This window comes from Roseovarius atlanticus (assembly GCF_019802205.1).
Taxonomy (GTDB): Bacteria; Pseudomonadota; Alphaproteobacteria; order Rhodobacterales; family Rhodobacteraceae; genus Roseovarius; species Roseovarius atlanticus_A.
In genome coordinates this window covers 11,863-36,812 of the sequence record NZ_JAHVHQ010000002.1, presented here as the reverse complement: position 1 = coordinate 36,812, position 24,950 = coordinate 11,863, and the positions used below count along the sequence as shown (strand labels likewise).

General features: G+C 64.9%; 23 protein-coding genes and 1 tRNA gene. 11 read left to right on the top strand and 13 right to left on the bottom strand.

Annotated elements, in window-relative coordinates:
- Nucleotides 1–50: 50 nt before the first annotated feature.
- The 5 genes from KUV49_RS00210 to KUV49_RS00190 form a co-directional block, all read right to left on the bottom strand.
- A complete protein-coding gene (locus tag KUV49_RS00210; RefSeq protein WP_222451078.1) occupies nucleotides 51–734 on the bottom strand; it encodes a 50S ribosomal protein L25/general stress protein Ctc in 684 nt (227 codons plus the stop codon).
- 126 nt (nucleotides 735–860) lie between these two features.
- Complete coding sequence (locus tag KUV49_RS00205; protein ID WP_222451077.1) at nucleotides 861–1,373, bottom strand: DUF421 domain-containing protein; 513 nt, start codon at nucleotides 1,371–1,373, stop codon at nucleotides 861–863.
- 59 nt (nucleotides 1,374–1,432) lie between these two features.
- Complete coding sequence (locus KUV49_RS00200) at nucleotides 1,433–2,596, bottom strand: alpha-hydroxy acid oxidase (RefSeq protein WP_222451076.1); 1,164 nt, start codon at nucleotides 2,594–2,596, stop codon at nucleotides 1,433–1,435.
- Between the two features lie 222 nt (nucleotides 2,597–2,818).
- Nucleotides 2,819–3,610, bottom strand: coding sequence for a tryptophan synthase subunit alpha (trpA, locus tag KUV49_RS00195; RefSeq protein WP_222451075.1), 792 nt, complete (start codon nucleotides 3,608–3,610; stop codon nucleotides 2,819–2,821).
- A 63-nt stretch (nucleotides 3,611–3,673) separates the two neighbouring features.
- Nucleotides 3,674–4,075 (bottom strand): VOC family protein, encoded by a 402-nt coding sequence (locus tag KUV49_RS00190; RefSeq protein WP_222451074.1) that lies wholly within the window; start codon nucleotides 4,073–4,075, stop codon nucleotides 3,674–3,676.
- 131 nt (nucleotides 4,076–4,206) lie between these two features.
- Between KUV49_RS00190 and ychF the strand changes: the two genes are divergently transcribed.
- Nucleotides 4,207–5,304, top strand: coding sequence for a redox-regulated ATPase YchF (ychF, locus tag KUV49_RS00185; RefSeq protein ID WP_222451073.1), 1,098 nt, complete (start codon nucleotides 4,207–4,209; stop codon nucleotides 5,302–5,304).
- A 48-nt stretch (nucleotides 5,305–5,352) separates the two neighbouring features.
- On the opposite strand, the gene KUV49_RS00180 is transcribed toward ychF, so the two are convergent.
- Entirely contained in the window at nucleotides 5,353–6,558 is a 1,206-nt protein-coding gene (locus tag KUV49_RS00180; protein WP_222451072.1) for an acyl-CoA dehydrogenase family protein, read from the bottom strand.
- 177 nt (nucleotides 6,559–6,735) lie between these two features.
- Complete coding sequence (locus KUV49_RS00175; protein ID WP_222451071.1) at nucleotides 6,736–7,764, bottom strand: helix-turn-helix domain-containing protein; 1,029 nt, start codon at nucleotides 7,762–7,764, stop codon at nucleotides 6,736–6,738.
- 405 nt (nucleotides 7,765–8,169) lie between these two features.
- Here KUV49_RS00175 and KUV49_RS00170 point away from each other — a divergent pair.
- Nucleotides 8,170–8,259: transfer RNA gene (locus KUV49_RS00170), tRNA-Ser, on the top strand.
- Between the two features lie 604 nt (nucleotides 8,260–8,863).
- On the opposite strand, the gene KUV49_RS00165 is transcribed toward KUV49_RS00170, so the two are convergent.
- On the bottom strand, nucleotides 8,864–9,199 hold the full coding sequence (locus KUV49_RS00165; RefSeq protein ID WP_315899535.1) for a hypothetical protein: 336 nt from the start codon (nucleotides 9,197–9,199) through the stop codon (nucleotides 8,864–8,866).
- Between KUV49_RS00165 and KUV49_RS00160 the strand changes: the two genes are divergently transcribed.
- Complete coding sequence (locus tag KUV49_RS00160) at nucleotides 9,186–10,292, top strand: GTP-binding protein (protein ID WP_315899534.1); 1,107 nt, start codon at nucleotides 9,186–9,188, stop codon at nucleotides 10,290–10,292. The two genes, KUV49_RS00165 and KUV49_RS00160, sit on opposite strands and share 14 nt — an antisense overlap.
- A gap of 104 nt (nucleotides 10,293–10,396) precedes the next feature.
- Nucleotides 10,397–10,885, top strand: coding sequence for a phosphoribosyl-AMP cyclohydrolase (locus KUV49_RS00155; RefSeq protein WP_222451068.1), 489 nt, complete (start codon nucleotides 10,397–10,399; stop codon nucleotides 10,883–10,885).
- Between the two features lie 156 nt (nucleotides 10,886–11,041).
- Here the strand turns inward: KUV49_RS00155 and KUV49_RS00150 are convergent, their stop codons facing one another.
- The 5 genes from KUV49_RS00150 to KUV49_RS00130 all read right to left on the bottom strand — a co-directional run bounded on the left by KUV49_RS00150 (nucleotide 11,042) and on the right by KUV49_RS00130 (nucleotide 18,094).
- Nucleotides 11,042–12,997, bottom strand: coding sequence for a TonB-dependent receptor domain-containing protein (locus tag KUV49_RS00150; RefSeq protein WP_222451067.1), 1,956 nt, complete (start codon nucleotides 12,995–12,997; stop codon nucleotides 11,042–11,044).
- Nucleotides 12,998–13,207: 210 nt separating this feature from the next.
- Nucleotides 13,208–15,415, bottom strand: a complete 2,208-nt coding sequence (locus KUV49_RS00145) for a PAS-domain containing protein (RefSeq protein ID WP_222451066.1) — start codon at nucleotides 15,413–15,415, stop codon at nucleotides 13,208–13,210.
- Nucleotides 15,416–15,417: 2 nt separating this feature from the next.
- Nucleotides 15,418–16,527: an FIST N-terminal domain-containing protein gene (locus KUV49_RS00140; protein WP_261391497.1), complete on the bottom strand. Its 1,110-nt coding sequence runs from the start codon at nucleotides 16,525–16,527 to the stop codon at nucleotides 15,418–15,420.
- A gap of 183 nt (nucleotides 16,528–16,710) precedes the next feature.
- Nucleotides 16,711–17,424, bottom strand: a complete 714-nt coding sequence (locus KUV49_RS00135; RefSeq protein ID WP_222451064.1) for a LuxR C-terminal-related transcriptional regulator — start codon at nucleotides 17,422–17,424, stop codon at nucleotides 16,711–16,713.
- A 70-nt stretch (nucleotides 17,425–17,494) separates the two neighbouring features.
- Nucleotides 17,495–18,094: a rhodanese-like domain-containing protein gene (locus tag KUV49_RS00130; protein ID WP_222451063.1), complete on the bottom strand. Its 600-nt coding sequence runs from the start codon at nucleotides 18,092–18,094 to the stop codon at nucleotides 17,495–17,497.
- Between the two features lie 108 nt (nucleotides 18,095–18,202).
- Here KUV49_RS00130 and pedF point away from each other — a divergent pair, with 108 nt between their 5' ends.
- The 7 genes from pedF to argE all read left to right on the top strand — a co-directional run bounded on the left by pedF (nucleotide 18,203) and on the right by argE (nucleotide 24,945).
- The gene (gene pedF, locus KUV49_RS00125; protein ID WP_222451062.1) at nucleotides 18,203–18,871 is read left to right on the top strand and encodes a cytochrome c-550 PedF; all 669 of its coding nucleotides are present in this window, start codon (nucleotides 18,203–18,205) and stop codon (nucleotides 18,869–18,871) included.
- Between the two features lie 9 nt (nucleotides 18,872–18,880).
- Nucleotides 18,881–19,657 (top strand): quinoprotein dehydrogenase-associated SoxYZ-like carrier, encoded by a 777-nt coding sequence (locus KUV49_RS00120; protein WP_222451061.1) that lies wholly within the window; start codon nucleotides 18,881–18,883, stop codon nucleotides 19,655–19,657.
- On the top strand, nucleotides 19,654–20,616 hold the full coding sequence (locus tag KUV49_RS00115) for a quinoprotein relay system zinc metallohydrolase 1 (RefSeq protein WP_222451060.1): 963 nt from the start codon (nucleotides 19,654–19,656) through the stop codon (nucleotides 20,614–20,616). Before KUV49_RS00120 ends, KUV49_RS00115 begins: the two co-directional genes overlap by 4 nt.
- A gap of 76 nt (nucleotides 20,617–20,692) precedes the next feature.
- Nucleotides 20,693–22,549, top strand: a complete 1,857-nt coding sequence (locus tag KUV49_RS00110; protein ID WP_222452037.1) for a PQQ-dependent methanol/ethanol family dehydrogenase — start codon at nucleotides 20,693–20,695, stop codon at nucleotides 22,547–22,549.
- A 57-nt stretch (nucleotides 22,550–22,606) separates the two neighbouring features.
- Nucleotides 22,607–23,251, top strand: a complete 645-nt coding sequence (locus tag KUV49_RS00105) for a pentapeptide repeat-containing protein (RefSeq protein WP_222451059.1) — start codon at nucleotides 22,607–22,609, stop codon at nucleotides 23,249–23,251.
- Between the two features lie 107 nt (nucleotides 23,252–23,358).
- Nucleotides 23,359–23,646 carry a hypothetical protein gene (locus KUV49_RS00100; RefSeq protein WP_222483206.1) on the top strand — a complete coding sequence of 96 codons (288 nt, stop codon included), beginning with the start codon at nucleotides 23,359–23,361 and terminating at the stop codon, nucleotides 23,644–23,646.
- A 174-nt stretch (nucleotides 23,647–23,820) separates the two neighbouring features.
- Nucleotides 23,821–24,945: an acetylornithine deacetylase gene (argE, locus tag KUV49_RS00095; RefSeq protein WP_222451057.1), complete on the top strand. Its 1,125-nt coding sequence runs from the start codon at nucleotides 23,821–23,823 to the stop codon at nucleotides 24,943–24,945.
- The last annotated feature ends 5 nt before the right edge of the window (nucleotides 24,946–24,950 follow it).

Sequence of the window (24,950 nt, the reverse complement as noted above, 5' to 3'; positions counted from 1 at the left end):
GCGAGGGCCGGGACCCTCGCGCTGATGTTTTCGCAAACCGGGGGAAGAACTTAGTCTTCGCCGCCTTCCGCTTCTTCGACGCTGTCCGGGCCGGCCTCTTGCTCGGTTGCCGGAACCTCGTCGGCCGCGACGTCTTCGTCTTCGTCGTCGGCATCGGATTTCAGCGCCGACGGAGCCGCGATGTTGCAGATCACGAAGTCACGGTCGATCGTGGGTTTCGCGCCCTCGGGCAGCGTAACCTGGCTGATGGTGATCGTGTCGCCGATGTTTTCCATCAGGCTGAGGTCGACGGTGATGCTTTCGGGGATGTCGCCGGCGGTCACCACCAGCTCGATCTCGTTGCGGATCACGGTCAGAACGCCGGTTTTCAGCGCCTCGCACTCTTCCTCGTTGATGAACTCGACGGGGATGAAGAGGTTGATCTTGGTGGTGCGGCGCAAGCGCATCAGGTCGAAGTGGGTCGGAAGGTCCTTGACCACGTCGCGCTGAACGTCGCGGCAGATCACGCGGACATCATCGTGGCCGTCAACCTTGAGGTTGAACAGCGTCGACTTGAACCGGCCCTGTTTCAGCCGCTTCAACAGGACGTTGAACGGAATGTTGACGGGCAGCGGATCGACGTCGCCCCCGAATACGATCCCCGGAACCATGCCATCGCGGCGTGCAGCACGAGCGGCGCCCTTGCCCGTCCCCGTGCGTTCCTGGGCGTGAAGATCAGGAATTTCTCCAGCCATTTGTAATTCTCCATATGCAAAGGCGGGGCTCCTCCAAGGCTGTAGCCCCGCGTGAAGCCGTCGCTTTAGAGGATTAAGGGCGGCTTGAAAAGCCCAAATATGCAAGGTTTTGCGGGATTCAGGGGATCAGGTGCGCGCGGTCTCGGCGGGTGGCGTCACGCGGCCCCAGGAGACGCCTTCGAGCAGCGAGGGGTCGAGCCGATCGCCATGCAGGACGCTGACATCGCCGGTGGCTTCCATGACCACGGCGCGGACCTGCTCGGGCTGAAGCGCGTTGGCCTCGCGCAGCTTGGCGCGGATGTCGGCGCGGGTGACGCGGGCGAGGCGCAGGTTGTCGTCGAGGATGCGGCCCTCGTGCATCAGGATGACGGGGCGATTGTCCACCATGTGTTCCACGGCGCGAAAGTGCACGCGCAGGGCCGAGATGGCGAAGCGCAGGATGAAGAGCGCGGCGAGCGCGATGATGCCGGGCAGGAAGCGGCTGGAGGTGGTCATCAGCGTGGCCACGACCGAGCCGCTGGCCAGTGTCAGCGCGAAGTCGAAGCTGGACATCTTGGAGAAGGAGCGCAGGCCGTTGACCCGGGCCAGCAGGATGATGACGGCGACCGCCACGACGGTCTGAAAGACGGTATCGGGCATGTCACGGCTCCTGCGATTGCATAACAGGCGAACGCAGGGGGTGGGGCGATGTTCCGGCGCTATTGCCAGTCGCCGGAAAAATCCTTTGGGATCATGAGGATATCCCGGTCGACCTTGGTGATGTCGGTGTGGCCGCAGAAGGCCATGGACACATCAAGCTCCTTGTGGATGCACTGGAGCGCCTTGGTCACACCCTCTTGCCCCATGGCGCCGAGGCCATAGACATAGGCGCGGCCGATATAGGTGCCCTTGGCGCCGAGGGCGAGCGCCTTGAGCACGTCCTGGCCCGAGCGGATGCCGCTGTCGAGATGGACCTCGATCTTGTCGCCCACGGCGTCCATGATCAGGGGCAGGGCGCGGATGGCGGAAAGCGCGCCGTCGAGTTGCCGGCCGCCGTGGTTCGACACGACGATGGCGTCGGCGCCGACGTTCAGCGCTTCCTTGGCATCCCGCGGATCGATGATGCCCTTGATGATCAGGGGGCCGTCCCACATCTTGCGGAACTCGCGGATGCGGTCCCAGTTGAGCGCCTCGTCGAACGCCTCGGCGGTCCAGGAGCTGAGCGAGGACGGGTCCGAGACGCCCTTGGCGTGGCCGACGATATTGCCGAAGAACCGCCGCTTGGTGCCGAGCATCCCGAGGCCCCATTGCACCTTGGTCATCATGTCGGCGATGGACTTGACGGTCAGTTTAGGCGGCGCGCTGAGACCGTTCTTGAGGTCCTTGTGGCGCTGGCCCAGCACTTGCAGGTCGACGGTGATGACGGCGGCCGAGCAGTTGGCGGCCTTGGCGCGGTCAAACAGGCGCTGCATAAAATCGTTATCTTTCAGGGTGTAAACCTGAAACCAGAACGGCTTTTCCGTGTGGGCCGCGACGTCCTCGATCGAGCAGATCGACATGGTCGAGAGCGTGTAGGGCACGCCGAATGCCTCGGCGGCGCGGGCGGCCTTGATCTCGCCATCGGCGTGCTGCATCCCCGTCAGGCCCACGGGGGCGAGGGCGACGGGCATCGAGACGTCCTGGCCGATCATCCGGCTGGCGGTGGAGCGGTTCGACATGTCCACCGCGATGCGCTGGCGCAGGTATATGTCACTGAAATCGCTGGTGTTCTCGCGGAAGGTCTGTTCCGTCCAGCTGCCCGATTCCGCGTAGTCGTAGAACATCTTGGGCACGCGGCGGCGGTAGATCTTTTTCAGGTCGTCGATATTAGTGATGACGGGCATGGGTAAAGGCTCGGGCTTTGGTCAGGTTTTTTGACCAGTAGCCGGGATCGGCGCCCGAGTCCATGCGGCGCAGGGTCCTGCACGGGCGAGGTTAACGCCGCCGGGGAGGGCGGCAGCAGGGGGGTGACATGCGTGCACCCCGCGTGCACCGGGCGTGCACCGCCGCAGCGCGGCAATGGTGTTGCGCGAAAGGCTTAACGCGCCGCGCGGGCGTCGTGGGTATCAGGCGGAATGCGCGCCGTCCGCCAGGCCCTTGACGAAGTCGAGCACCTGGGCGGGGCTTTCGCCGTCGGCCAGCTTGCCGACGATGGCGGAGCCCACGACGCAGCCATCTGCGACCGAGGCGATTTCGCGGCTCGACTCGGGCGTGCGGATGCCGAAGCCGACAACGATGGGCAGGTCGGTCTGCGACTTGATGCGCTTGACCTCGGGGCCGACATCGGCGGCCTCGGCCGCCGCCGCCCCGGTGATGCCGGTGATCGAGACGTAATAGACGAAGCCCGAGGTGTTGGTCAGCACCTTGGGCAGGCGCTTGTCATCGGTGGTGGGGGTGGCGAGGCGGATGAAGTTCAGCCCGGCCTTCTGTGCGGGGATGCACAGCTCGTCGTCTTCCTCGGGCGGCAGGTCCACGACGATGAGGCCGTCGATGCCGGCCTCTTTCGCGTCTTTCAGGAACGTCTCGACCCCGCGATTGTAGATCGGGTTGTAATAGCCCATGAGCACGATCGGCGTGGTGTCGTCGCCCTTGCGGAACTCGGCGGCCATGTCGAGCGTGCGTTGCAGGGTCATCCCGCCTTCGAGTGCGCGCTGGCCGGCGAGCTGGATGGTGGGGCCGTCGGCCATCGGGTCGGTGAAGGGCAGGCCCAGTTCGATGATGTCGACACCGGCGGCGGGCAGGCCCTTGACCACCTCGAGCGAGGTGTCGAAATCGGGGTCGCCGGCCATGACGTAGGCCACGAAGGCCTTCTTGTTCGCGTTGCGCAGGTCTTCGAATTTGGCGTCGATACGGGTCATGCGGGCATCCTGAAGTCTGGTTCCCGGTGGTTTCGCGCAAACGGCGCCGGAGTGCAACATCGATCATGCCTCGGTCATGATCATCCAGTGCGTGCCGTAGCGGTCTCGGACCATGCCGAAGCCGGGCGAAAAGAATGTCTCGCCAAAGGACTCGATCACCTCGCCGCACTCAGCCAGCCGGTCGAAGAGCGCGCGGCCTTCGCCCGCGTCGGAGACGACATGAGAGATCGAAACGGCCTTTTGCGGATCGCCCTCGAATCCCGGGGGGAAATCGCCCGCCATCAGGCGCGTGCCGTCGGGCAGGGCGAGATGCGAATGCATCACCCTGTCGCTGTCGATCTTCTGTGGGGTGTCGGCGGGCGCGTCGGACCATTTCATAATGGTTAACTCACCGCCGAAAACGTCGGCGTAGAAGGCCATGGCCTCGGCGCAGTGGCCCTGGAAATGCAGGTAGGGGTAGGGCATCGCGATCTCCCTTCGTTCAAGTCGCGGAACGCCTTATCGTGCAACCTGGACAGGGCCTGTGGCAAGCGGTGCCTTGCAACGCGCCCGGTTGCGGCATAGAAGCGCCGCGTTGCCGTAAAGGAGGGCGCGAGATGGGTTTCAGGATGGGTATCGTGGGCTTGCCTAACGTGGGGAAATCCACGCTCTTCAACGCGCTCACACGCACCGCCGCGGCGCAGGCGGCGAATTTTCCGTTCTGCACGATCGAGCCCAACGTGGGCGAGGTGGCGGTGCCCGACGCGCGGCTGGACAAGCTGGCGGCGATTGCGCAGTCGAAATCCATCATCCCGACGCGCATGACCTTTGTGGATATCGCCGGGCTGGTGAAGGGCGCCAGCAAGGGCGAGGGGCTGGGCAACCAGTTCCTGGCCAATATCCGCGAGACGGATGCGATTGCCCATGTGCTGCGCTGTTTCGAGGATGGCGACGTGACCCACGTGGAGGGGCGGGTGAACCCGGTGGAGGACGCCGAGGTGATCGAGACCGAGCTGATGCTGGCCGACCTGGAAAGCATCGAGAAGCGGCGCGCGGGGCTGGTGCGCAAGCTGAAGGGCAATGACAAGGAGGCGGTGCAGGCCGACCGTCTGCTGGCCGCGGCGCAGGCGATGCTGGACGAAGGCAAGCCCGCACGGCTGGTCGAGGTGGATGCCGAGGACGCCAAGGCGTGGAAGAACCTGCAGCTGCTGACCTCGAAGCCGATCCTTTACGTGTGCAACGTGGACGAGGCGAACGCGGCGGACGGCAACGATCATTCCGCCGCCGTGGCGAAGATGGCCGAGGCGCAGGGCGCGGCGCATGTGATCATCTCGGCCCAGATCGAGGAAGAGATCAGCCAGCTGGATGCCGAGGAAGCCGAGATGTTCCTGGAGGAGATGGGGCTGGAGGAAGCGGGCCTCGACCGGCTGATCCGGGCGGGGTACGAGCTTCTGCACCTCGAGACCTATTTCACCGTCGGCCCCAAGGAAGCGCGGGCCTGGACGATCCGCACCGGCACCGCGGCGCCGCAGGCGGCGGGGGTCATCCACGGGGATTTCGAGAAGGGCTTCATCCGGGCCGAGACGATCGCCTACGAGGATTTCGTCGGGCTGGGCGGCGAGCAGGCGGCGAAGGAAGCCGGCAAGATGCGCGCCGAGGGCAAGGGGTATATCGTCAAGGACGGCGACGTGCTGCACTTTCTGTTCAACACGTGAGAGGCCGCGTTCGCCCCCCGGTTCAAGGATCCTGAGGGCGTAGCCGGACTAGCCGGCCTTGCGCGTCGCGTCACTGTCCGCCGTTTCGCCGAACCCCCTGGGCACGGCCATGTCGGGCAATCCGGCTGCGCGCTTTTGCAAGGCCCGCCCGATCACCACGCGGCTGATTTCCGTGGTGCCGTCGACGATCCGCAGCATCTGTGCAAGGCGCGACAGGCGGTCCAGGCCATAGGGGTGCAGCAACCCCGAGCCTCCGAGAACCTGGGTGCAGGTGTTCGCGGCCTTCAGCGCGGCATCGGGCACAAAGCGTTTCGCATGAGCGGCCATCAGTGGACCCTGGGAGGTGCCGAGCGCCTCGGCGGCCTTGCAGTAGAGCAGCCTGGACACCTCGAGATCGGTTGCGACCTCGCCCAGCATCCACTGGATGCCGTCCAGATCGAGTGTCTTTCCGCCGAACATCCTGCGGTTCTTCGAATAGGACAGGGCGGTATCGAGCGCCGCCTGCATCAAGCCGCAGCAGCCGGACGCAATCGAGACCCTGGCGATGTCGATGGCCATCAAGGCCCCCTGAAACCCCTGGCCGACGGGCAGGATGATGTTGTCCTCGCTGACCACGACCTGGTCGAGATACATCTCTGACATGGGCAGGAAGTTGTAGGACGGCGTGTCGTAGATCGGGCCAAAGCTGATCCCCGGTGCGTCGGCGGGAATGGCGATCATCGCCATGTCCTTGTGGTCGGGAGCGTCGCTGGTCTTGACGACGGTGAAATAGATGTCGGCCTCGCCCGCCAGGCTGACCCATGCCTTCGAGCCGCTGATCGTCCAGGTGCCGTCACCGTTGATCGTGGCGCGGGTGTACATCTGCATCGGGTCCGACCCCGACTGCGGTTCGGTCAGGGCGAAGTTCGCGAGCTTGCGCCCCGATGTCAGGTCCCGCGCCCAACGGTCCTTGAACGCTTGCGTGCCATAGCCGCACCCCGCATAGGTGCAGATGTTGTGCATGGAGAGCGCGAAGGCATAGGCCCCGTCGCCCAGGCCAAGCTGTTCGTAGACCTGGATGCCCTCGGACAGGGGAAGGCCCTGGCCGCCCCATTCCTCGGGGGCGTAGAGGCCTGTCAGGCCGGCGGCTCCCGCCGTGTCGGAGGCATCGCGCGGCCATGTCCGGGCGGCGTTCCAACCATCGACATTGGGCGCGATGACCTTGGTGGCGTGATCGTGGGCGGCGGCAAGGATGGCATCCAGTTTGTCGGACATGAGAGGGGTTCCTTCAAGGCGGGGCACTGTCGGATGTCGCCAGACGCAAGGATGCGCGTGAGGGGCGGCCCGAAAGGGCTTTGCGGGGTTCACGTTGGGTTTCCGGGTGGAACATAGCGATCCTGGCGGGCCGCGCCATCTCGGGAGGTGACAGCCGATTGTCCGAAAGTGACAAACCTACGGAGTGGGACCGTCCGCGCGCCGATACGCGCTGGGGGATTTGCCGGTCCATCGCCGGAAGGCCTTGTGGAAGCTCGCCGCCGAGGAATACCCGACGTCCTGCGCGATGGCTTCGACGCTGCGACGGCCGGTCTGAAGGTGGCGGATCGCGATATCACGGCGCAGCGCGTCCTTGATCGACTGAAACGACGTGCCGTCCGCCCGAAGCCTGCGGATGAGGGTGCGCGGTGTCACGTGCAGGGCGCGCGCGGCGCCGGAGAGGCTCGCATTCTCCCACCCTGTCCTGCCGAGATAGGCGCGCACGCGCAGCGACTGGGTATGTTCGCTGGAGCGCGTGAAGATCCAGTCGCGGGGGGCGTTGCGCAGGAAGACCTCGAGATCGGTGGCGGTGCGTATCCGGACCGGCCCCAGCGCCTCTTGATCGAAGACCAGGGATGTCGCCGGCCTGCCGAAGCCTGCCTGCGCGGGGAATATGACGGCATAGTCCTCTTCGAAGGGGGGGCGCTGAAACGCGAACTCCACCGCTTTGACCGGGACTTCGTATCGGGCAAGCCAGGATATCAGGCCGTGGGCCAGTTTGAGGATCAGCATGTGGCCGAACCGCTGTGGCGGCGCGTCGCCTTGCGGCACAAGCCGCAGCGTGAGCGTGGCATCCGTTTCCACGAGGTCGAGCCGGTAGTCGTCCAGCAGCAGGTTCCAGAAGGTCGAGAATCGATAGAGGGCGGAGGCCAGGGACGTCGCCTCGCGCACGGATGTCAGCAGGTGTTGCAAGGCCCGCGGCCGGATGGGACGCGACCACAGCCCCATCATCTCGTCCCCGGTTTCCACCGCGGCCAGTTGATAGAGGCGGACGATCTGGTCCAGCGTGACCCGGCCCTTTCGCTCGTGGTGCCGTGCCGGCAGGTCGCACCGCTCGAGAAGGGACGCGAAGTGATCCTCGGAGCACAGGGGCTGCAATGCGCCCAGCCAGTCAGAGATGAACTGATTGGAAACCGTGAAGTAGAGAGGGGAGGCAGCACTGGACATTACACGCCCTTCGTTATCCTTAAATCCCGAGGGGCAGAAGACCTGAAGGCCTGTGCCGGCACGGGATGAGGGCCGACGGTCATGCACTTGGCCTGACACCTGCAGGTGCAGGCGTTGGGGTCAAACTCGTGTTGGACCCTCTTGCTGGCATGCGCGACGCCGCACGCACCGGGCGTCGGACAGGACGGTCGTGTCGGGGTCAGTCGTGCGCCGTGGCCGTCAGGCCGCCGGAGGGAGAAATGGAACTTTCGCAGCAAGGGAAATCGCCCCGATCTTGCCCGGATCCGGTGGTTTTCAGTGTTTCCCCCGTGGCAATCGGGCCGGCTTTCGCCTGTGGCAAGGTTTTTCGGAAGACGGGCAGAATGGCCTTGTATTCCCTATGTTTCCTTGGCTATACGCGTCGGCGGAGACGTGGCCGAGTGGTCGAAGGCGCTCCCCTGCTAAGGGAGTAAACGGGAGACCGTTTCGAGGGTTCGAATCCCTTCGTCTCCGCCACCATACAAATTTAAGTATCTGAAAAAATTCTTAAATTTCGTATTCGCAGGCGGCGCACGGCCACGACCCGGGACACCGCCAGACAGGATGTGTGCGAGCACATCGAAATCTTCCACAACCCGAAGCGCAGACATACGAGCCACGGCAGGCTGTCGCCCGTCGACTTCGAAACCAGACAGCACAAACCGAACCAGGCAGTCGTCCGCGACACCAGGGGCACCTCACCTCGACGATCGGGGTTGGCATCAGGGGTCAAAGGATTGCGGCGATGTCGCGGTGGGTGACGTCTGCGATCGGTTTGTGGACCGTCGTGCGTATCTCTCGCAAACCGAGGTGAACGATGCGGATTTCGGTGGTGAAGCTTTCACATCCGGGGTCTGTGCAGTAAGTCTCGCGCACGGAAACGAGGCATTGCATCCCGGCCCCAAGCTGCCACCGGATCATGCGCTTGACACGCTGAACGTGCCAGAAGGTTCGCGACGCGTCACGAAAGGTTCTGCTGATCACCCTTGCCCACCTTGGCTCCCACGACTCGTGAGATCCTTCCGGTCGCGGCCTCTTTTACAGCGTGGCCGTCTTTGACCATCACGCATCCCAGCGCAGGTCAGATCCGGGTCGGGTTCGGAGCATCGCCGTACACCTGGTCAGGATCGAAGGTCTTCGTGTCTTCCAGATATTTCAGGGGCTGGCCGGCGTCCTGTCCGACCGGCACCGCGCGGTAAAAACAGGATCGGTATCCGACGTGGCAAGACGCGCCCGAGCCTGCGACGTCGACCCGCAACCAGATCGCGTCCTGATCATCTCCGCTCCTTGCGATATAAAACGTTATAACGTAGCATACATTGTGCGACAGGCCGGAATTGTAAACAGGCGAGAGATGTAAAGAGGCATGCATGGCGACCGAAACCTCAGACGATCGGATACCCGTGACCTTGCTCACGGGCTTTCTCGGATCGGGCAAGACAACCCTGCTGAACACCCTCATCCGTGATCCCGACGCCGGTCGGATCGCCGTGGTCATGAACGAGTTCGGCGATGTCGGGCTGGACCACGATCTGATCGAAGAAGCGACCGAAGAAACCGTCCTCATGCAATCGGGCTGCATCTGTTGCACGATCCGCAGCGATCTTGTCGAGACCATGCGGGCGCTCCTGGACAAGAGGCAAGGGGGCGACCTCGCGTTCGACCGCGTGGTCATCGAGACGACCGGCATCGCCGATCCGGGGCCGATCCTTCATACGCTGGTCATGGACCAGCAGCTCGCTCCGTCCTTCCGGATGGACGGGGTGGTGACGCTGGCGGACGCGGCCGTGGGGCCTCGGACGCTCGATACCCAGTTCGAGGCGGTGCACCAGATCGCGATGGCCGACCTGGTTGTCGTGACCAAGACCGATCTTGTCACGCCGCACGAGGTGACGCGGTTCGAAGCCCGTATCGAGGGCCTGAACGCCACCGCCCGCCGCATTCACGCCGAGCATGGACGGACCCCGCCCGGCGCGCTGTTCGGCCTGTCGGCCCTGCGTCCGAGCGTGACATCGGGCGATATCTCGGACTGGCTCGGCACCGAGCCGTCAAAGCCGGACCCGTTTGCGGGGCTTTCGGGCTTTGCCCGGAAAAGCAGCAAGCCGGCCTCGCTCCCGTTTGGACAAGCCGGGCATCACGCGCCTCATGATCATCGGATTTCGTCGGCCTCGATCGAGGTCGAAGACCCGATCCCGGCCGGCATCTTTGATTTCTGGCTCGACACCCTGATCGCGATAAAGGGGCCGGATATCCTGCGGATCAAGGGGATCCTGCATGTGGAAGGCCTGGAGCTGCCCTTCGTGTTCCACGGCGTGCAGCACATCTTTGACACGCCGGTACAGGTCCGGTCCTGGTCCGGGACCGACACGACCAGCCGGGTCGTGGTCATCGCGCGGGACACGGATGCGAAGGGCCTGCAAAAAAGCCTCGAAATCCTGCGCACGCGTCCGAAGGAGGATGGGTCGGATGCGGATGGCATGATGGTGCATACGACCGGGATGCCATTCTGAAAGATGATGCGGCTGCAAAATTCGTCTACTCTTGAAGGCGAGCTGTGGATCCCGCGTGACACGGACCATGCGTCTGGCGTCGAGCGCCCCATCGGGAGAGTAACTTGACTATTACCGAAGACGACCTTGCCAAGGCACGCGGCTCCTGGGGCGACGGGCTTGTTGCAATCGCGACAGCCTACGAGGCTGGCGGGTTCGACCGGGCGAAGCGGATCGCCGAGCAGATCATAGACTCGGCTTATGCGTTCGACTTCGGGCCCGTCCTGTTCAAGCCGACGCTGAGCGGTGGCGAGAAGACCTTTCGCACGACCAGAAAAGGCGCACTTTCCTATTTCGTCGGAAATGACCCCGAGTATCCCCTCGACGCCGGGTTCGCCCTTCGGGGATGGCGGCAGACCCGCTCCGAAACCGCCGCAAGCGTCATTGACGGGACCTGCGCCATGTGGATGGGGTGGTTCTTCTTCACGGACAAGAATGGCGATGTCGTGAAGACCGACAAGAGCTTTGGATACCGTAAGCATCCAGACGGCGGTCTGCGCATCGTGCTGCACCACTCGTCCTTGCCTTTCGAAGCCCAGACCCAAGGGTCTTGAAGCTGCACGCCACCATTCGTTTTCGGCGCATCGTCAAACCGGCCAGGCCGACAGCCACCGCGCGCGGCGGTGGCTGTCTTTTTCATTGGATCGGGGTCTTTGCCTCGCGTGACCGTCTGTTCCGCAATAGGGAACGTCAGGTCGTTGCAGGGCGCATCAGAACTTGAGGTTTGCCGTCAGGCTGACCGAGCGGCCCGGTTCCGTCAACGCGATCACGTTGCCCAGCCCGACCCCGTCCGACGAGCGGCTGGTGTAGGTCGCGTCAAAGATGTTGCGCACGTCCAGCCGCATCTGCAAACGGTCGAAGCTGCTTGGCGTGTAGGTCGCGTAGAGGTTGGCGACCTCGTAGCCGGACAGGGGCACCGGCGTGTCGCGGTTCTTGAATGCAATTTCCGCCGTGCCGCCGAGGGTCCACTCGTTGGTGATATCGACAGCGCCTTCCAGTGCGATCGCCTTGCCGACCGGGCGGCCAAGGTAATAGGCGGTCGAGCCGATCGTCGTGCTGTTCAGGTCCACATCCGCATCGGTATAGTTGGCGCGGATGAACGCGTTGGTCCACGTGTACCCGACCGAGGCTTCCCAGCCCTTCGAGGACAGGTCGGCAATCTCACCCCGGTCGCCGCCCGACGGCAGCACGGCGTTGATGTCGTTCACGTAGGTTTCGAAGTAGGCACCGCTCAGCTGCCACGGTCCCCGCTCGTAGCGCAGGCCGATCCGGCCCGCATCCGAGCGCGAGGTGGTGAACCCGGCATAGGTCCACGGCGCGCCGAAATTGATCAGCGCCGCCTCGCCCAGCTCGTATCCGCCCCAGCTGTGGGCATAGCCCGCGTTCAGGGTCAGCGCGTCGGTGATCTTGAAATCGACCGACCCGTTGGCGCTGAAGCCGTCATCCTTGAAGGTCTGGCCGTTGGCGGCCTCGAACTCCTGCCAGTCGTAACGCGCGCCATAGGACACCGAGACCCGCTCGCCCACATCCTGCCGCGCCTGCGCGAATATCCCGAAGTTCCAGTGATCCTCGCGCCCGGAACTGCCGAACGCGCCCGGACCGCGGCCGAAGCCCGAGGCGGACTCGTCGAAGAAATCGACGCCCACCGACAGGTCCCCACCGGCGATGGCAAAGCGGTTCTTGAACGTCCCGCTGAAGCTTTCGTTCTTGCCGAAGACGCCCGACGCGTCGATTTCCTGCTCGTTGTAGCTCAGCTGGAAGAACGGATCGAACCAGTCCGTGGCACTGTCCCTGGTATAGGTCAGCGTATAGGACGTGCGCTTCGACAGGGCCGGTACGAGCACGCTGGGCCGTCCGGTGACGCCTGCGAAGTCGGGCCGGATGAAGATGATGCCGCCCGGCCCCGCCTGTCCGGCCCGCAGGCCGGTGTCCTCGGTCTGGGACGCCGCGAATTCCAGCCGGTGCCCCGTGGGCGATGTATAGGCGAACTTGCCCAGGTAGCTGGTCAGATCCGCCTCCGAGCCGGGCACGGTCACGCCGCTGCCATCCTCGTAGCTGCCACTGTCCGACCGCGTGCCGCTGAGCAGGTATTCGAACCCGCCGCTGCGCCCGAAGAGCGTCAGCCCGGCGCGCACCTGGTCCTCGTTCGTGCCGAACGTCAGCGTCGTCATGCCGCCGAAATTGTCGCCATCCGCCAAGAGGTCGGCGGCGTCCTTGGTCTCGTAGGCCAGCGACCCGGCCAGCGCGTTCGGCCCCGCATCCGCCGGCGCCAGGCCCTTGCTGACCTCGACCGATTTCAGCAGTGCGGGGTCGATCAGCACGTTGCCGGTGTGGTGAAACGCCGACTTGTTCTGCCGTGCGCCGTCGATGGTGACCGACAGCAGGCTTTCCTCGACGCCGTTGACGAACACCTTGTTGGCAATCGCCGCGCCGCCGCTTGTGGTGACCGAGGTTTCCCCGTCGAACACGTCGCGGATGGATTGCGGATTGCGCTGTTCGATCTCTTCTTCCGAGATCTCGTCATTGCCCAGAAGCGCTTGCGCTTCCGGCGAGCCGATGCGGATCGTCCCGAGGAAGGTGGCGTCGTCGCCGTCCTGCGCAAAGGCGGCAGGCACGGGCAGAAAAGCGGTCGTGATCAGCAGGAGGCTGAGGCGAGAGAGGTTCATGACTGTGTCCCATTTCAATCGTGTTGAAGCTGGGTACGTGCGGTCATGCTTCCCTGGCGGTTCTGCCGCGACGTTTAAGGCGCTGCGCGCAAAGCGCAAGGTCCCTGCGGTGCCAAGCACAGGTCGGTCTGGCATTTTTGCATCAATGCCGCCTGGGGGCGCGAGACGAAAAGACCTCGGCGTGACGCGCCACGCCCCCTCTGTCGCATTTCAGTCGGATCGGTTGCCGGTCACAGCCAGAAAGCCCAGAAGCTCGCGGGCGGGGACAGGCTTGGGAATGAACGTCCAGCCTTCGGTCGCGCACTCGCTTCTCAGCGAGGGCGAGCGGTTGGCGGAGATCACGCAGGTCGGGCAGGGGCCGTAGCGCGCATGGAGGGCGCGGGCCGTGTCGAGCCCGTTTTCCATGTTCCCCAGCTGATAATCCATGATGATCGCGTCAGGAATGATGTCCACCTCGTCGAGAAGCGCGCTCGCCTGGGCCAGGCTTGCGGCGTCCAGGGCGCTGACACCCCAGCGTTCGAGCAGCGCGACCAGAGCGTTGCGTATCCCGTCATCGTCGTCGACGATCAGGACCAGCAGGCTTGGCGGCAGGTTTGCCACGGGAAGTTCAGGAAGCCTCCGCGATGCGGCGTGTGCCTGGGTCTGTTGCGCCGCGCCGCGCAGCGTCACGATGAACCCGCTGCCCCGGTCCGGTTGCGAGCGCAGGCTGATCCTGTGTCCCAGGCGCGCACAGGCCCTTTCCACGATCGCGAGACCGAGCCCCATGCCCTCGGCGGCCGACGCGCGGCGGTTCAATCTTCTGAATTCCTCGAAGATCACGCCGCGATCCTCTTCGCGGATGCCGATGCCGGTGTCCCAGATATCGATCCTGACGGAGTCGCCCCTGCGACGCGCCCCGACGAGCACCCCTCCCTCGGTCGTGTACCGGATGGCGTTGGAGATCAGGTTCTGAAGGATGCGGTGCAGGTAGGAGGGATCGCTCATGACACGCAGGCGGCTTGGCCGGATACGCAGGTCCAGCCCCTTGGCGGCAGCAACCGGGGCAAAGGCGTGGGACAGCGGCGTCAGGATCTCGTCAAGGGCCACCTCCACCGGGGTGAAACGAATTTCCTCGGTGTCGAGGCGGGAGATGTCGAGCAGGGCCTCGATGATTGCCTCGACGCTGGTCAGGGCCTCGGCGGCCTTTCGGATCGACTCGGGGTGCGTGCCGTCTTCGGCGGCGGACAAGTAGAGTTTGGAGGCGGAGAGCGGCTGCAGGAGGTCGTGGCTGGCAGCCGCCACGAAGCGCGACTTTGCAGCGTTCGAGCGTTCTGCCTGCTGCAAGGCCGCTTGCAATTCTTCGGTTCTGGCGGCGACCCTGGCCTCGAGCTCTTCGTTCGCGCGCGCCAGGTCGCGGGCGTTGCGCCGTTCGGCGGTCACGTCAGTGAAAGAGACGATGAAGCCGTCGTCGGGAAGGCGCTGGGAAAACGTGTCGAGAATTCGGCCGGTCGCGGTTTGGGTGAGTTCGAACGAGATCGGCGAACGGGGTGTCGACCCACGGAGCCATAGCGCCAGCCGCCTTTCCTCTTCGCGGTTGGCCATGTGGAAGTTCTGCGAGAGATGCTCGGCCATGTGGGCGAAGGGCATTCCGAGGACAAAGGCGTGCGGCGACAAGGCCGTCAGGGTCTTGAGGCGGCTGTTCCACCCCGCGAGTTGCGCCTTGGCGTCGAAAATCGCCACCCCCTGGTCGAGATGGTCCAGCGTTGCCCGGATCATGCGGCTTTGACTGTCCAGAAGCCGCTCGCGCTGCTCGCGCTCGGTGCGCATCAGGTCGGTCACGTCGGTCTGGACGATCGCCGTTCCCGAGTTGGCGGTGCGATGCTCCGAGATCTGCAGCCAGCGATCGTCCTTGAGCGCCAGGTTGAAGATCATGTGTTCCTGCCGGTGGCGGCCGAGCCGGCCGTTCACCCAGTCTCCGCTGTCGGTATCGGGTGGCAGATACAATGCCCGGCTCTGGCTGACGATTTCGACGTATTCGTCGAAGCGGAGGCCGGGCTTCAGCCTTGCGCGCACATCCGGCATCTGCCAGCAGAAGCGCCGGTTGAACAGCAAAAGCACGTCTTCCTCGTCGAAGAGTGCGAAGCCTTCCTGCACCGCTTCGATCGCGTCCGAGAGGTCGCGGCGGGCGGCCTCGACCTCGTTGTTCGCGGCGGACAGGCGTTCATTGGATTCGTTCAGAAGATCAAGAGCACGCTCCAGTTCCTGAGTGCGGGAGCGGACCTGATCCTCGAGCACCACGGCACGTTCGAACTGGGCATATGCCGCACCGTCCCGATCGGCGTGGCTCTCGACGCGGCGCATGAGGACGGCGCTGATGGCGCGCAGGCGTTCGAACTGAACTTCGAGCGGTTCGCGCGGATCGACGAGATTGTCATACATCGTCAGTCGTCCTCGGGGGCGTAGATCGCAACGCCGGTCATGGTGAGGTTGACATGCATGGCGCCGAACTGTTCGCCGTAGGTGGAAAAGCCGACGACGCGGTTGCGCCTGAGGACATCCGAAACGGCAAGGCTGCGCTGTTTTTGGTGGGCTTCGATCCGGCGCAGGATGCAATCGCAGGCCAGAATGCCGTCCAGCCGGCCGCCGTGGTTCAGGGTTTCGAAGTCCTCGGCGAGGGTCTGCGCGATCTCGCGCGGTTCGGCCAGGGTAAGGACAACGCCTTCGTCTATTGCGGAAAAGAAGATCAGGTCGTCGCCGTCGACCCGCTGGATGGACCGCACGTGATACCGGCCGCCGATGCGCACGACGAGCGGATGGGCCGCAAAGGTGAACGGGTCGAGCTGGGTCTGGTCCTTGCCGAGGATGCGCGCGTATTCCCGCGCGGCGGGGGCGGCGTTGATCTCTTGCACGCGGCGAGCGGCGGCGTTGGCCCGGGTGACGACCATGCGTTGATCGGCGGGGTCGAGGTGATTGAAGCTGAACACCTTGATGGGGCAGCGGGTCCGCAGGAAGGTCAGCAGTGCGGCGTTCTTGTGCACCTTTCCATCGCAGTAGAGCAGGCTTTGCCTGAACCGCGTGCCATCCCCGGCGGAGCCTCCGAACAGCGGCACAGGTCCGAGCCCGCGGGCCAGCACGTTCATCAGGGCGTCCTCGCGCAGGGATGTTCCGTCGACCAGAAGAAACGCGAATTCGTTCTCGAAATCGGGGCTGTCTTTCTCCAGGTCCCGGCGGGTCCGGATCATGTGCTCGATCAGGGCCGTGGGTGCGATCTCGTCGAGGTTCTCGATGGTAACGACACTGGCCTCGAAATGGCTTCGCGGCAGGCCGATCCCCACGATGCCGTCCTCGACATAGCCGCCGGCAATTTCGCCGGCAGTCGTGCACCCCAGGACCTGCGTGCCCGCAAACAGAAGATTTGCTTCATCCATCACGGCGGAAAAATCCGCGCGGGGCGAGACGAACAGGATGGCAAGCGCGAGATCGTCACCAAGGCCGCGCAGAAGCTGCGCGACCGCGTCGGGCGCATCGGATGCGACATGGGCGGACCGCATCAGCGATTCGCCCTGCCGGGCCGCCCGAGACAGCGCCTGCGATGCCGCTTCAGATGAGCCAGGCCGCGCCCGAACCGCTTCGAGCGCACCTTCCTCCCCATGAGCGGACGACCTCCCGTTCTTTTCGTCCATCTCTTGCCTAGTCTTGCTTGTGGGCCCCCGCGTCAGGGCTGGTCAATTACGTCACGAGGCAGACAGGTTGTCAAACTTCGCGGTCTGCGCGATCAGAACAGCCTGCGTGCGGTTTTGGACCCCCAGCTTGCGCATCATGACGGTGACGTGGGCCTTGACCGTCGCTTCGCTGATCGAAAGATCGAAGGCGATCTGCTTGTTCAGCTTGCCCTGGCAGATAAGCCTCAGGATACGGGCTTGCTGCTCGGTCAGGTTTTGCAGTCGTTCCAACGGTGTAGGCTCGTCGCCGGGAGACTTGGAGACATTGACGATGAAGCCCTCGGGCAGGAATGTCCGCCCTTCGGAGATCGTCCGCAGGGCCGCCTGGAACACCGCGCGCTGACTGTGCTTGGGCACGTAGCCGGCCGCGCCGACCTCGATGGCCGCGCCGATGATCTTGCTGTCGGTGATGGACGACACGATCAGGATATCGGCCTCGCCCGCCGCGTTTCTCACCCGCAACAGGCTGTCCAGCCCGTCGGAATCGGGCAGGTTGAGATCCAGCAGGATGACATCGGGCCGTGCGCCGGACTCCAGGGCGGCAAGGCAGTCGGCGATGCTGTGGGCGGTCCGAACGCTGTGGATGTCGGCGACAAGCTGAAGCGTCAGCATGAGCGCATCGCAGAACAGAGGGTGATCCTCGACGATCAGGGCCGAGGAAATGGTCCTGGGCTCCTTGACAGGGCGGTCCGCGCCGGTGGCGGCCTGGTTTTCGAGTTGCGTCATGCCAAGGCACCCCCGCTGCGTCCGGGAGCGTGATCGCGACACCTGTCCGCGCCGCCGGAGAGCGCGCGGGTCACGAGCATGTCCGAGCCGAAACCGCCAGCGGGCGGGCTTCTGTCGTGGGGTGGTCCATGTCTTGCCATTCTTCGACCCCGCCGGGATACCAATGGATCCGAGTGTACCCCATTCGCGCCGCGTGCTGAACCGCATTCCAGCTCATCCAGCAGTCGTTTCGGCAGAAGATCACGATGGGATGTTCCGTGTTCCCGCCGGTGCAACGGGCAAGGGACCGGCGCAGATAGTCGGCCATTGCAGGCGTCAGCCGTCCATGGCCGGTTTCCGGCAGCCAGACCGCATCTGCGAGCGTTTCGTGCCGCTGGGCGACGATCCAGCGCCCTTCATCGTCGATCCTGTGCCCGGGCGCCGCCCGCACGTCGACCAGCAGCGCGCCTTTCTTCGCCAACGCGACGACCTCGGACGTGCCGATTGTATCGCCGCCCGGCACCTTTTCAGGCACAGGCGCGCGATAGGCGGCGATGCGGAGGCCGGTGACAGGGTCGAACAGGGGTTCGGCCGTGGCCGGGCCGGCCATGAAGACCGGGATCAGCAATGCACCGATGGATTTCGAAATTCGCATCCGACGATGGTCCTCGTTTTCGCCGACCCGGGCCATTCGACCAAGGTCTAGGGGTGGGTCCTTTCCATCGACGTTTCGCCAATTTCGCGGGGCTGGCACTTCGCCACAATGCAGGGCGAAGGATTTGACCTGGGAGGATACGTTATGAAGCGCAAGCTTTCGACCGCCGCCATGTTCGCCGGCCTGGGGGCCATGGCCCTTGCGCATGGCGACGCCGCGCCGCAAGCCGTCGACACCACCGGACTGCCCGAACTGCCAGAAGAAATGGCGTCGGAAAACCCGTGGCGCGAGGCCGAGCCCGACGTGCTGTTCAAAGCCGTCGAGATCGGCGCGAAAGGGTTCAACAGCAATTGCGCGCGCTGCCATGGGCTGGAGGCGATCTCGGGCGGGCTGGCGCCGGACCTGCGATTCCTCGAAGCCAATGATTGGGGCGACGAATGGTACCTGGACCGCGTGCTGAACGGGTACGAGCAGAACGGCGCGGTCAAGATGCCGCCCTTCGCCGACATTCTGAGCCAGGAAGCGATCTGGGCCATCCGCACATATGTCGAGACCCGGCCCGACGACCAGGAAATGGTGGACCGGCAGGACGAGCTGAAGACGATGCACGGCAAGCTGGTGGAAGTGAAGGACGACCCCGAAGCCGCGGCGTCGCTTGCCGACGAGCTTGAGCAGGCGGGGGCCAGTTTCGAGCCCTTGTCCGGTGCGCCGCGCTCGGTCACGGCACTGGACGAGGCGGCGCAGATGCTCAAGCGCGACACGCCGAACCCGGATGCGGCGATCGAGGCGCTGCAATCCGTCCTGCGGAACTGAAGCACGCCGATGTCCTCGCTGCTGTCTCATCTTCTTCCCGGGGGGCCGATTTCCGGCGCCGTGCCATCGGCCCGCGTCGGGGACAGATCCGATCCGTTCGACAGCGGCATGTGGCCTTTGCACCGGGAAGAATACCTTGGGGGGCCGCGAGATTGGCAGCAGGATGCGGCTGTCCTGACATTGGCACCGGGTGCGGCCGAAGACGCCGCGCATGTTCCGCTGATCGTGGATGCGACCGGCCTCGAGGGCCAGGTGCGGCGGATTGTCGTGACGATCGACTACAGCCCGATTCCGCTGGTGCTGACCTTTCACCCGGGCAGGGCGTTGCCGCTGCTCGGCTTTGGCGTGAAATACGAGATCGGCAGCGCCTTGCGCGCATCGGTGGAGCGCGAAGACGGCGGATGGGCGATGGGTGCCACTTATGTCGCCGCGATGGGCGGGGGCTGCACGGCGCCGGCTGCCGCCCATGCACGTCCCGATTGGCAGGAGCGCCTGGGCGAGATCCGGGCGCGGCTTTGGCCGGATACGGGACGCCTGCGGGTGTCGCTGCGGCACCCGATGGATACCGGCCTTGCACCGGGCATCGCCGCGCATCATCTGACCGAACTTGAACTGGTCTCGGGCGACGGTGCGACGACTGCACGGCTGGAGCTGCACGAGCCGGTGGAGGAAAACCCGGCGCTGACGTTTCTGCTGCCGGCCGCTCTTGCACGGCAGCCGGTAACCATAAAGGCCCGCGACAATCTCGGCTACCGCTTCGAGGGCCGGGTGGAGGCACAGTCGTGACCCGGCGCGCCCCAAGTCGCCGTCAGGTCCTGCTGGGCGGTGTCGCGATTGCTGCGGCGTCTTCCCTGGTCCGGCCCGCGCGGGCGGCATCAAGCTATGCGCTGAACCCCTCTGAGGTTGCCGGGGGTGTCTGGATGATCGAAGGCGCGCAAGAGAGCCTGGACGCCGCAAATGGCGGGGCGATCTGCAACATCGTGCTTCTGGAGACGGACGCCGGTGCGGTGATCGTCGACACCGGATCGACCGCGCGGTTCGGCGCCGCGTTGCGGGCGTTCGCGGATCAGAGGCTGGGGGGCGTCGCGGCGGTCTTCAACACGCACCATCATCCCGATCACTGGCTGGGCAACCAGGCCTTCGCCGACCGTCCCGTAAAGGCGCTGGCGGACAGCATGGCTGCCGCCGAGGCGAACGGGCCGGATTATGCGACGGCGCTCTATGCCATTCTTGGAAACTGGATGACGGGCACCGCGCCGCATCCGCCGGCGCAAGCCGTCGCGCCGGGTCCTGTGGTTATTGGCGGCCGCGCGCTGCGGTTGATCGAAGAGGCCGGTCATACGGGGGCCGATCTTGCGATTCTCGATGAAGAGACCGGCACGCTTGTCGCGGGCGATCTGCTTTTCCTCGACCGTGCGCCGAGCTTTCCGGACGCTGACATCGCTGCGTGGAAACGGGCGCTGGAGCGCCTGGCCGACCTGAACCCCGCAGGGGCGGTTCCAGGCCATGGGCCGCTTGACCGTACCGGCGCCGCGTTGGCGCAGACCCGCGCCTATCTTGAAGGTTTTGACGATCGCATGACGCGGGCCGTCACACGCGGGCTGTCGCCGATGGAAGCGATCCTGGCCGGGCCGATGCCGGAATTCGCGGCAATGGGTGCCAACCCCGAGGAATACCACCGCAGCGTCGTGCAGCGGTGGACAGACTACGAAAGCGAGGCCCTGCCGGTGGTCGGCGGGGCCTGAGCCAACCCGGACGGATGTGGACACACCGTTCGACAACTTCGACGGAGGAGGAAAAGAAGTGAAGAATCTCTTGAAAATGACGGGGGCCAGCGTCCTGGCCCTGGCTGCCGCCGCCAACCTTGCGGCAGCGGAGACCAGCAAGGTGACCTGGGAGGATATCCTCAACGACCACGAGACCACCGATGACGTGCTGATGTACGGCATGGGCAGCAATGCCCAGCGGTGGTCCACGCTGGACCAGATCAACGCCGATACGGTCAAGCACCTGCGCCCAGCCTGGGCGTTCTCGTTCGGCGATGAAAAGCAGCGCGGGCAGGAAAGCCAGGCGGTCGTGCATGACGGCGTGATCTACATCACCGGGTCGTATTCACGCGTCTGGGCGCTGGATGCGAAAACGGGCGAACGCCTGTGGAAATTCGAGGCGCGCCTGCCCGACGACATCCGTCCCTGCTGCGACGTGATCAACCGCGGCGTCGCGATCTACGGTGACAAGGTGTATTTCGGGGCGCTCGACGCCAGCATCTACGCGCTGAACAAGGACACCGGCAAGGTGGTCTGGCGCGAGAAGTTCGGCGACCACAAGATCGGCTACACGATGACAGGTGCTCCGACGATCATCAAGGACAAGGAGACCGACCGCGTCATGCTGATCCACGGCTCGTCCGGAGACGAATTCGGCGTGGTCGGCAAACTGTTCGCCAGAGATCCCGAAACCGGCGAGGAGATCTGGATGCGGCCCTTTGTCGAGGGTCACAAGGGCCGTCTGGCCGGGGCCGACAGCACCACGACCGGCGACGCGGACGCGCCGTCCTGGCCGATGAACGAGGATGGAAGCGACAAGAAGGAAGCCTGGTATCACGGTGGCGGCGCCCCGTGGCAATCCGCCAGCTTCGACCCCGTGACAAACACGATCATCGTGGGCACCGGAAACCCCGCGCCGTGGAACACGTGGGAGCGTTCGGAAGGCGACAACTACCAGGATTTCGACTCGCTCTATACCTCGGGGCAGGCCTATGTGAACCCGACGGATGGCGAGGTCATCGGCTTCTACCAGCATACGCCCAACGATGCCTGGGACTTTTCGGGCAACAACGAGATCATCCTGTTCGACTACACCGATGCCGAGGGCAACACCCACCGGGCCGGCGCCCATGCCGACCGCAACGGGTTCTTCTACGTGACCGACATCGATGCGCTGTCGGATCGCGAAGGCGAAAAGATCAACCGGCCGACCGCGCTTCTGAACGCGTTCCCGTTTGTCGACGATATCACCTGGGCCTCGGGTATCGACCTGGAGACCGGGCGGCCGATCGAAGTGGAAGGGCAACGCCCGCCGCTGCCCGCGGAAGGTGAAACCAAGGGCGCCACGATCCAGGTGACGCCGCCCTTCCTCGGGGGCAAGAACTGGAACCCGATGGCCTATAGCCAGGACACCGGCCTCTTCTACGTGCCGGCGAACAACTGGACCGAGGATTACTGGACCGAGAACATCACCTACCAGGCCGGCGCGGCCTATCTGGGGCAAGGGTTCCGCATCAAACGGCTCTACGATGATCACATCGGCACGCTGCGGGCCTATGATCCGGCGACCGGCGAGAAGGTCTGGGAGCATAACGAGGAGTTCCCGCTCTGGGCCGGCGTGCTGGCGACGGCAGGCGATGTGGTCTTCACCGGCACCTCTGACGGCTACGTCAAGGGCTTCCATTCCGGGACCGGCGAGCAACTGTGGGAGTTCAACACAGGGTCCGGCGTGATTTCGCAGCCCATCACATGGGAGATGGATGGAAAGCAGTATCTCGGTATCGCGTCGGGATATGGCGGTGCGGTTCCGCTCTGGGGTGGTGACATGGCCACGCTGACCACGCAGGTCAGCCAGGGGGGATCGTTCTGGGTCTTCGAGGTGCCCGACGAACTTCTTGCGAGCGCACAGTAAGACAAACAAGGAAGGGCGGCATCATGCCGCCCTTCCCTTTGTGCAAGGAGAGAGTGAATGCTTAAGGCCAGCTTTTGTGCGGTTTGGGTCCTGCCCCTGGCGATCGCCGCCGCCGCCTCCGCCGAGACCTGCTTTGACACGCCATTGGAACCGGGCGCGCGGGACTATCCCGTGATCGTGGACACGGACGAGCCGCGCGAAGGTCCGCTAGTGATCGGCAACTGTACGCTCGAACCCGGTGCGGACTGTCCGGGGGTCGACCTGTCCCATGCCGATCTTCGGGGCGTGCAGCTGAACGGAGCGAATCTGCGCGGCGCCAAGCTGACGCGTGCCGACCTGTCGGACTCCATCCTGAAGGGAGTGGATTTTTCCGGCGCCGACCTGCGCGGGGCGGTTCTGACGAAATCCTTCATGCAGGGGATGACGGCGATCGACGCCGACTTTACCGGCGCGAATCTGGACTTTTCCCGCCTGGCCGGTGCCGAGCTTCAGGGAGCGAACCTGACCGCGGTTTCGATGGAGGCCTCCTGGGCGCCGAAGGTCCGGCTGGTCGGCGCCACGATCCGGGCGTCGAACCTGCAGGAAACGAAATTCTACAATGCCGACCTTGCCGGGGCCGTGATGGAGGACAACAACATCCGGTTTGCGATCTGGGAAGGCGCGCATATGGAGAACTGCCAGGGATGTCCGGTCGACTGGTAGGCGCGTGCGCCCTGATCATTGGCTGGCTTGCCCCGTCCGAGGTTATGGCCGACCCTGTTGCGGCCGGCCTGAATGCCTGCCGTCAAATCGCGTCCGACGCCAGGCGATTGACGTGTTTCGACGAACTGGCGGCGGCGGAGGATGCCGAGGAGTTCACCGGGTCGGGCAGCGGGGTGACGCCGCAATTCGACGTGGTCGCGCCGCGCCTTATGACCTTCGAAAGCAGCGACGCGGTGATGGTGGTCTACCTGTTGAACGAGCGCGACGAGGTGGTGCAGAACCTGCATAGGGGCGGCAAGGGCGAAGGATCTTACCTGATCGAGATGCCGGGGCGTTACCACGTCCAGGTCAACGCGACGGGGCACTGGAAAATCCGCGTGCGACGGGGGCGTTGACCGCACGACCCGGCGCCGGATGACGTCGGTCCATGCCGCAAGGACGACTGTCGGGACGGTCGCTTGGCCACCCTCGAAGCCATGCGCTGGGCGCAAAGATGCGGCGGGCCCTTTCGCTTTGCGCCCGGATTTGGCATGTCTTTGCCTCGCCCTGCAAAAGGAGGCATCCGGACCATGCCGTTTTCACGAACGCCGCGGGATACGCTCACAGCACTTGTCGGATATGACAGCGTTGTCGGCCGGCCGAACCTGTCGCTGATCGAGGCGGTGGCCGACTGGCTGAAGGTGCATGGCATCGCCTGCCGCGTTCTCATCGGACCGGAAGGCGACCGCGCCAATCTATTCGCCACGATCGGAGACGCGGAACGGCCCGGCTATGTCCTGTCGGGCCATGTCGACGTGGTTCCGGCCGAAGAGCCGGAATGGCAGGCCGACCCTTTCACGCTGCGCCACGTGGGGGAGCGGCTGATCGGGCGGGGGGCCTGCGACATGAAAGGGTTCGTCGCCGCGGTGCTTTCGGCCGCACCGGACATGGCGTCGCTGGCCCCGGAGGTGCCGATACATATCGCGCTGTCCTACGATGAAGAGGCCGGGTGTCGCGGCGTGCCGCACCTGATCGAGGCGTTGCCCGGATTGTGCGCGCCGCCGCTTGGCTGCATCGTCGGTGAACCCACGGGCCTCGTGCCGGTGCTGGCCCACAAGGGCAAGGCGGCGTTGCGGCTGTGCGCGACGGGGCGGGCGGGTCACAGCGCGCGCCCGGATCTGGGAGAGAACGCGATTCACAAGCTGCTGCCGGTTCTGGCCGCGGCCGAAGCTCAGGCCCGCGCATTGCAGGAGGACGGCCCGCGGGACGACCGTTTCGCGCCGCCGTGGTCCAGCCTTCAGGTGGGCACCATCGCGGGGGGGCAGGCACTGAACATCATTCCCGAGCGTGCCGAGGCGGAGGTCGAGGCCCGCGCCATCGCGGGTGCCGATCCTCGGGCGCTTCTGGCGCCGGTCCTGGCCGCGGCGGAAGCCGCCGGTGTCGAGGCCACGTGGCTGTCGACCTATCCGCCCCTCGCGCTGGAGGCCGGCGACGCGCTGGCCGGCATGATGGCGGAGGTCTCGGGGCGAACCCCGGTCGCAGCCGTGAGTTTCGGCACCGAAGCGGGGTTGTTCCAGCAAGCGGGGATCCCGTCGATCATTTGCGGCCCCGGCGACATGGCGCGCGCGCATCGACCCGAGGAATACCTGACGGTCGCGGAACTGGAGGTGTGCCACGCGATGATCCTGAGCTTCGCGCGGCGCTGCGCAGCCTGACACGT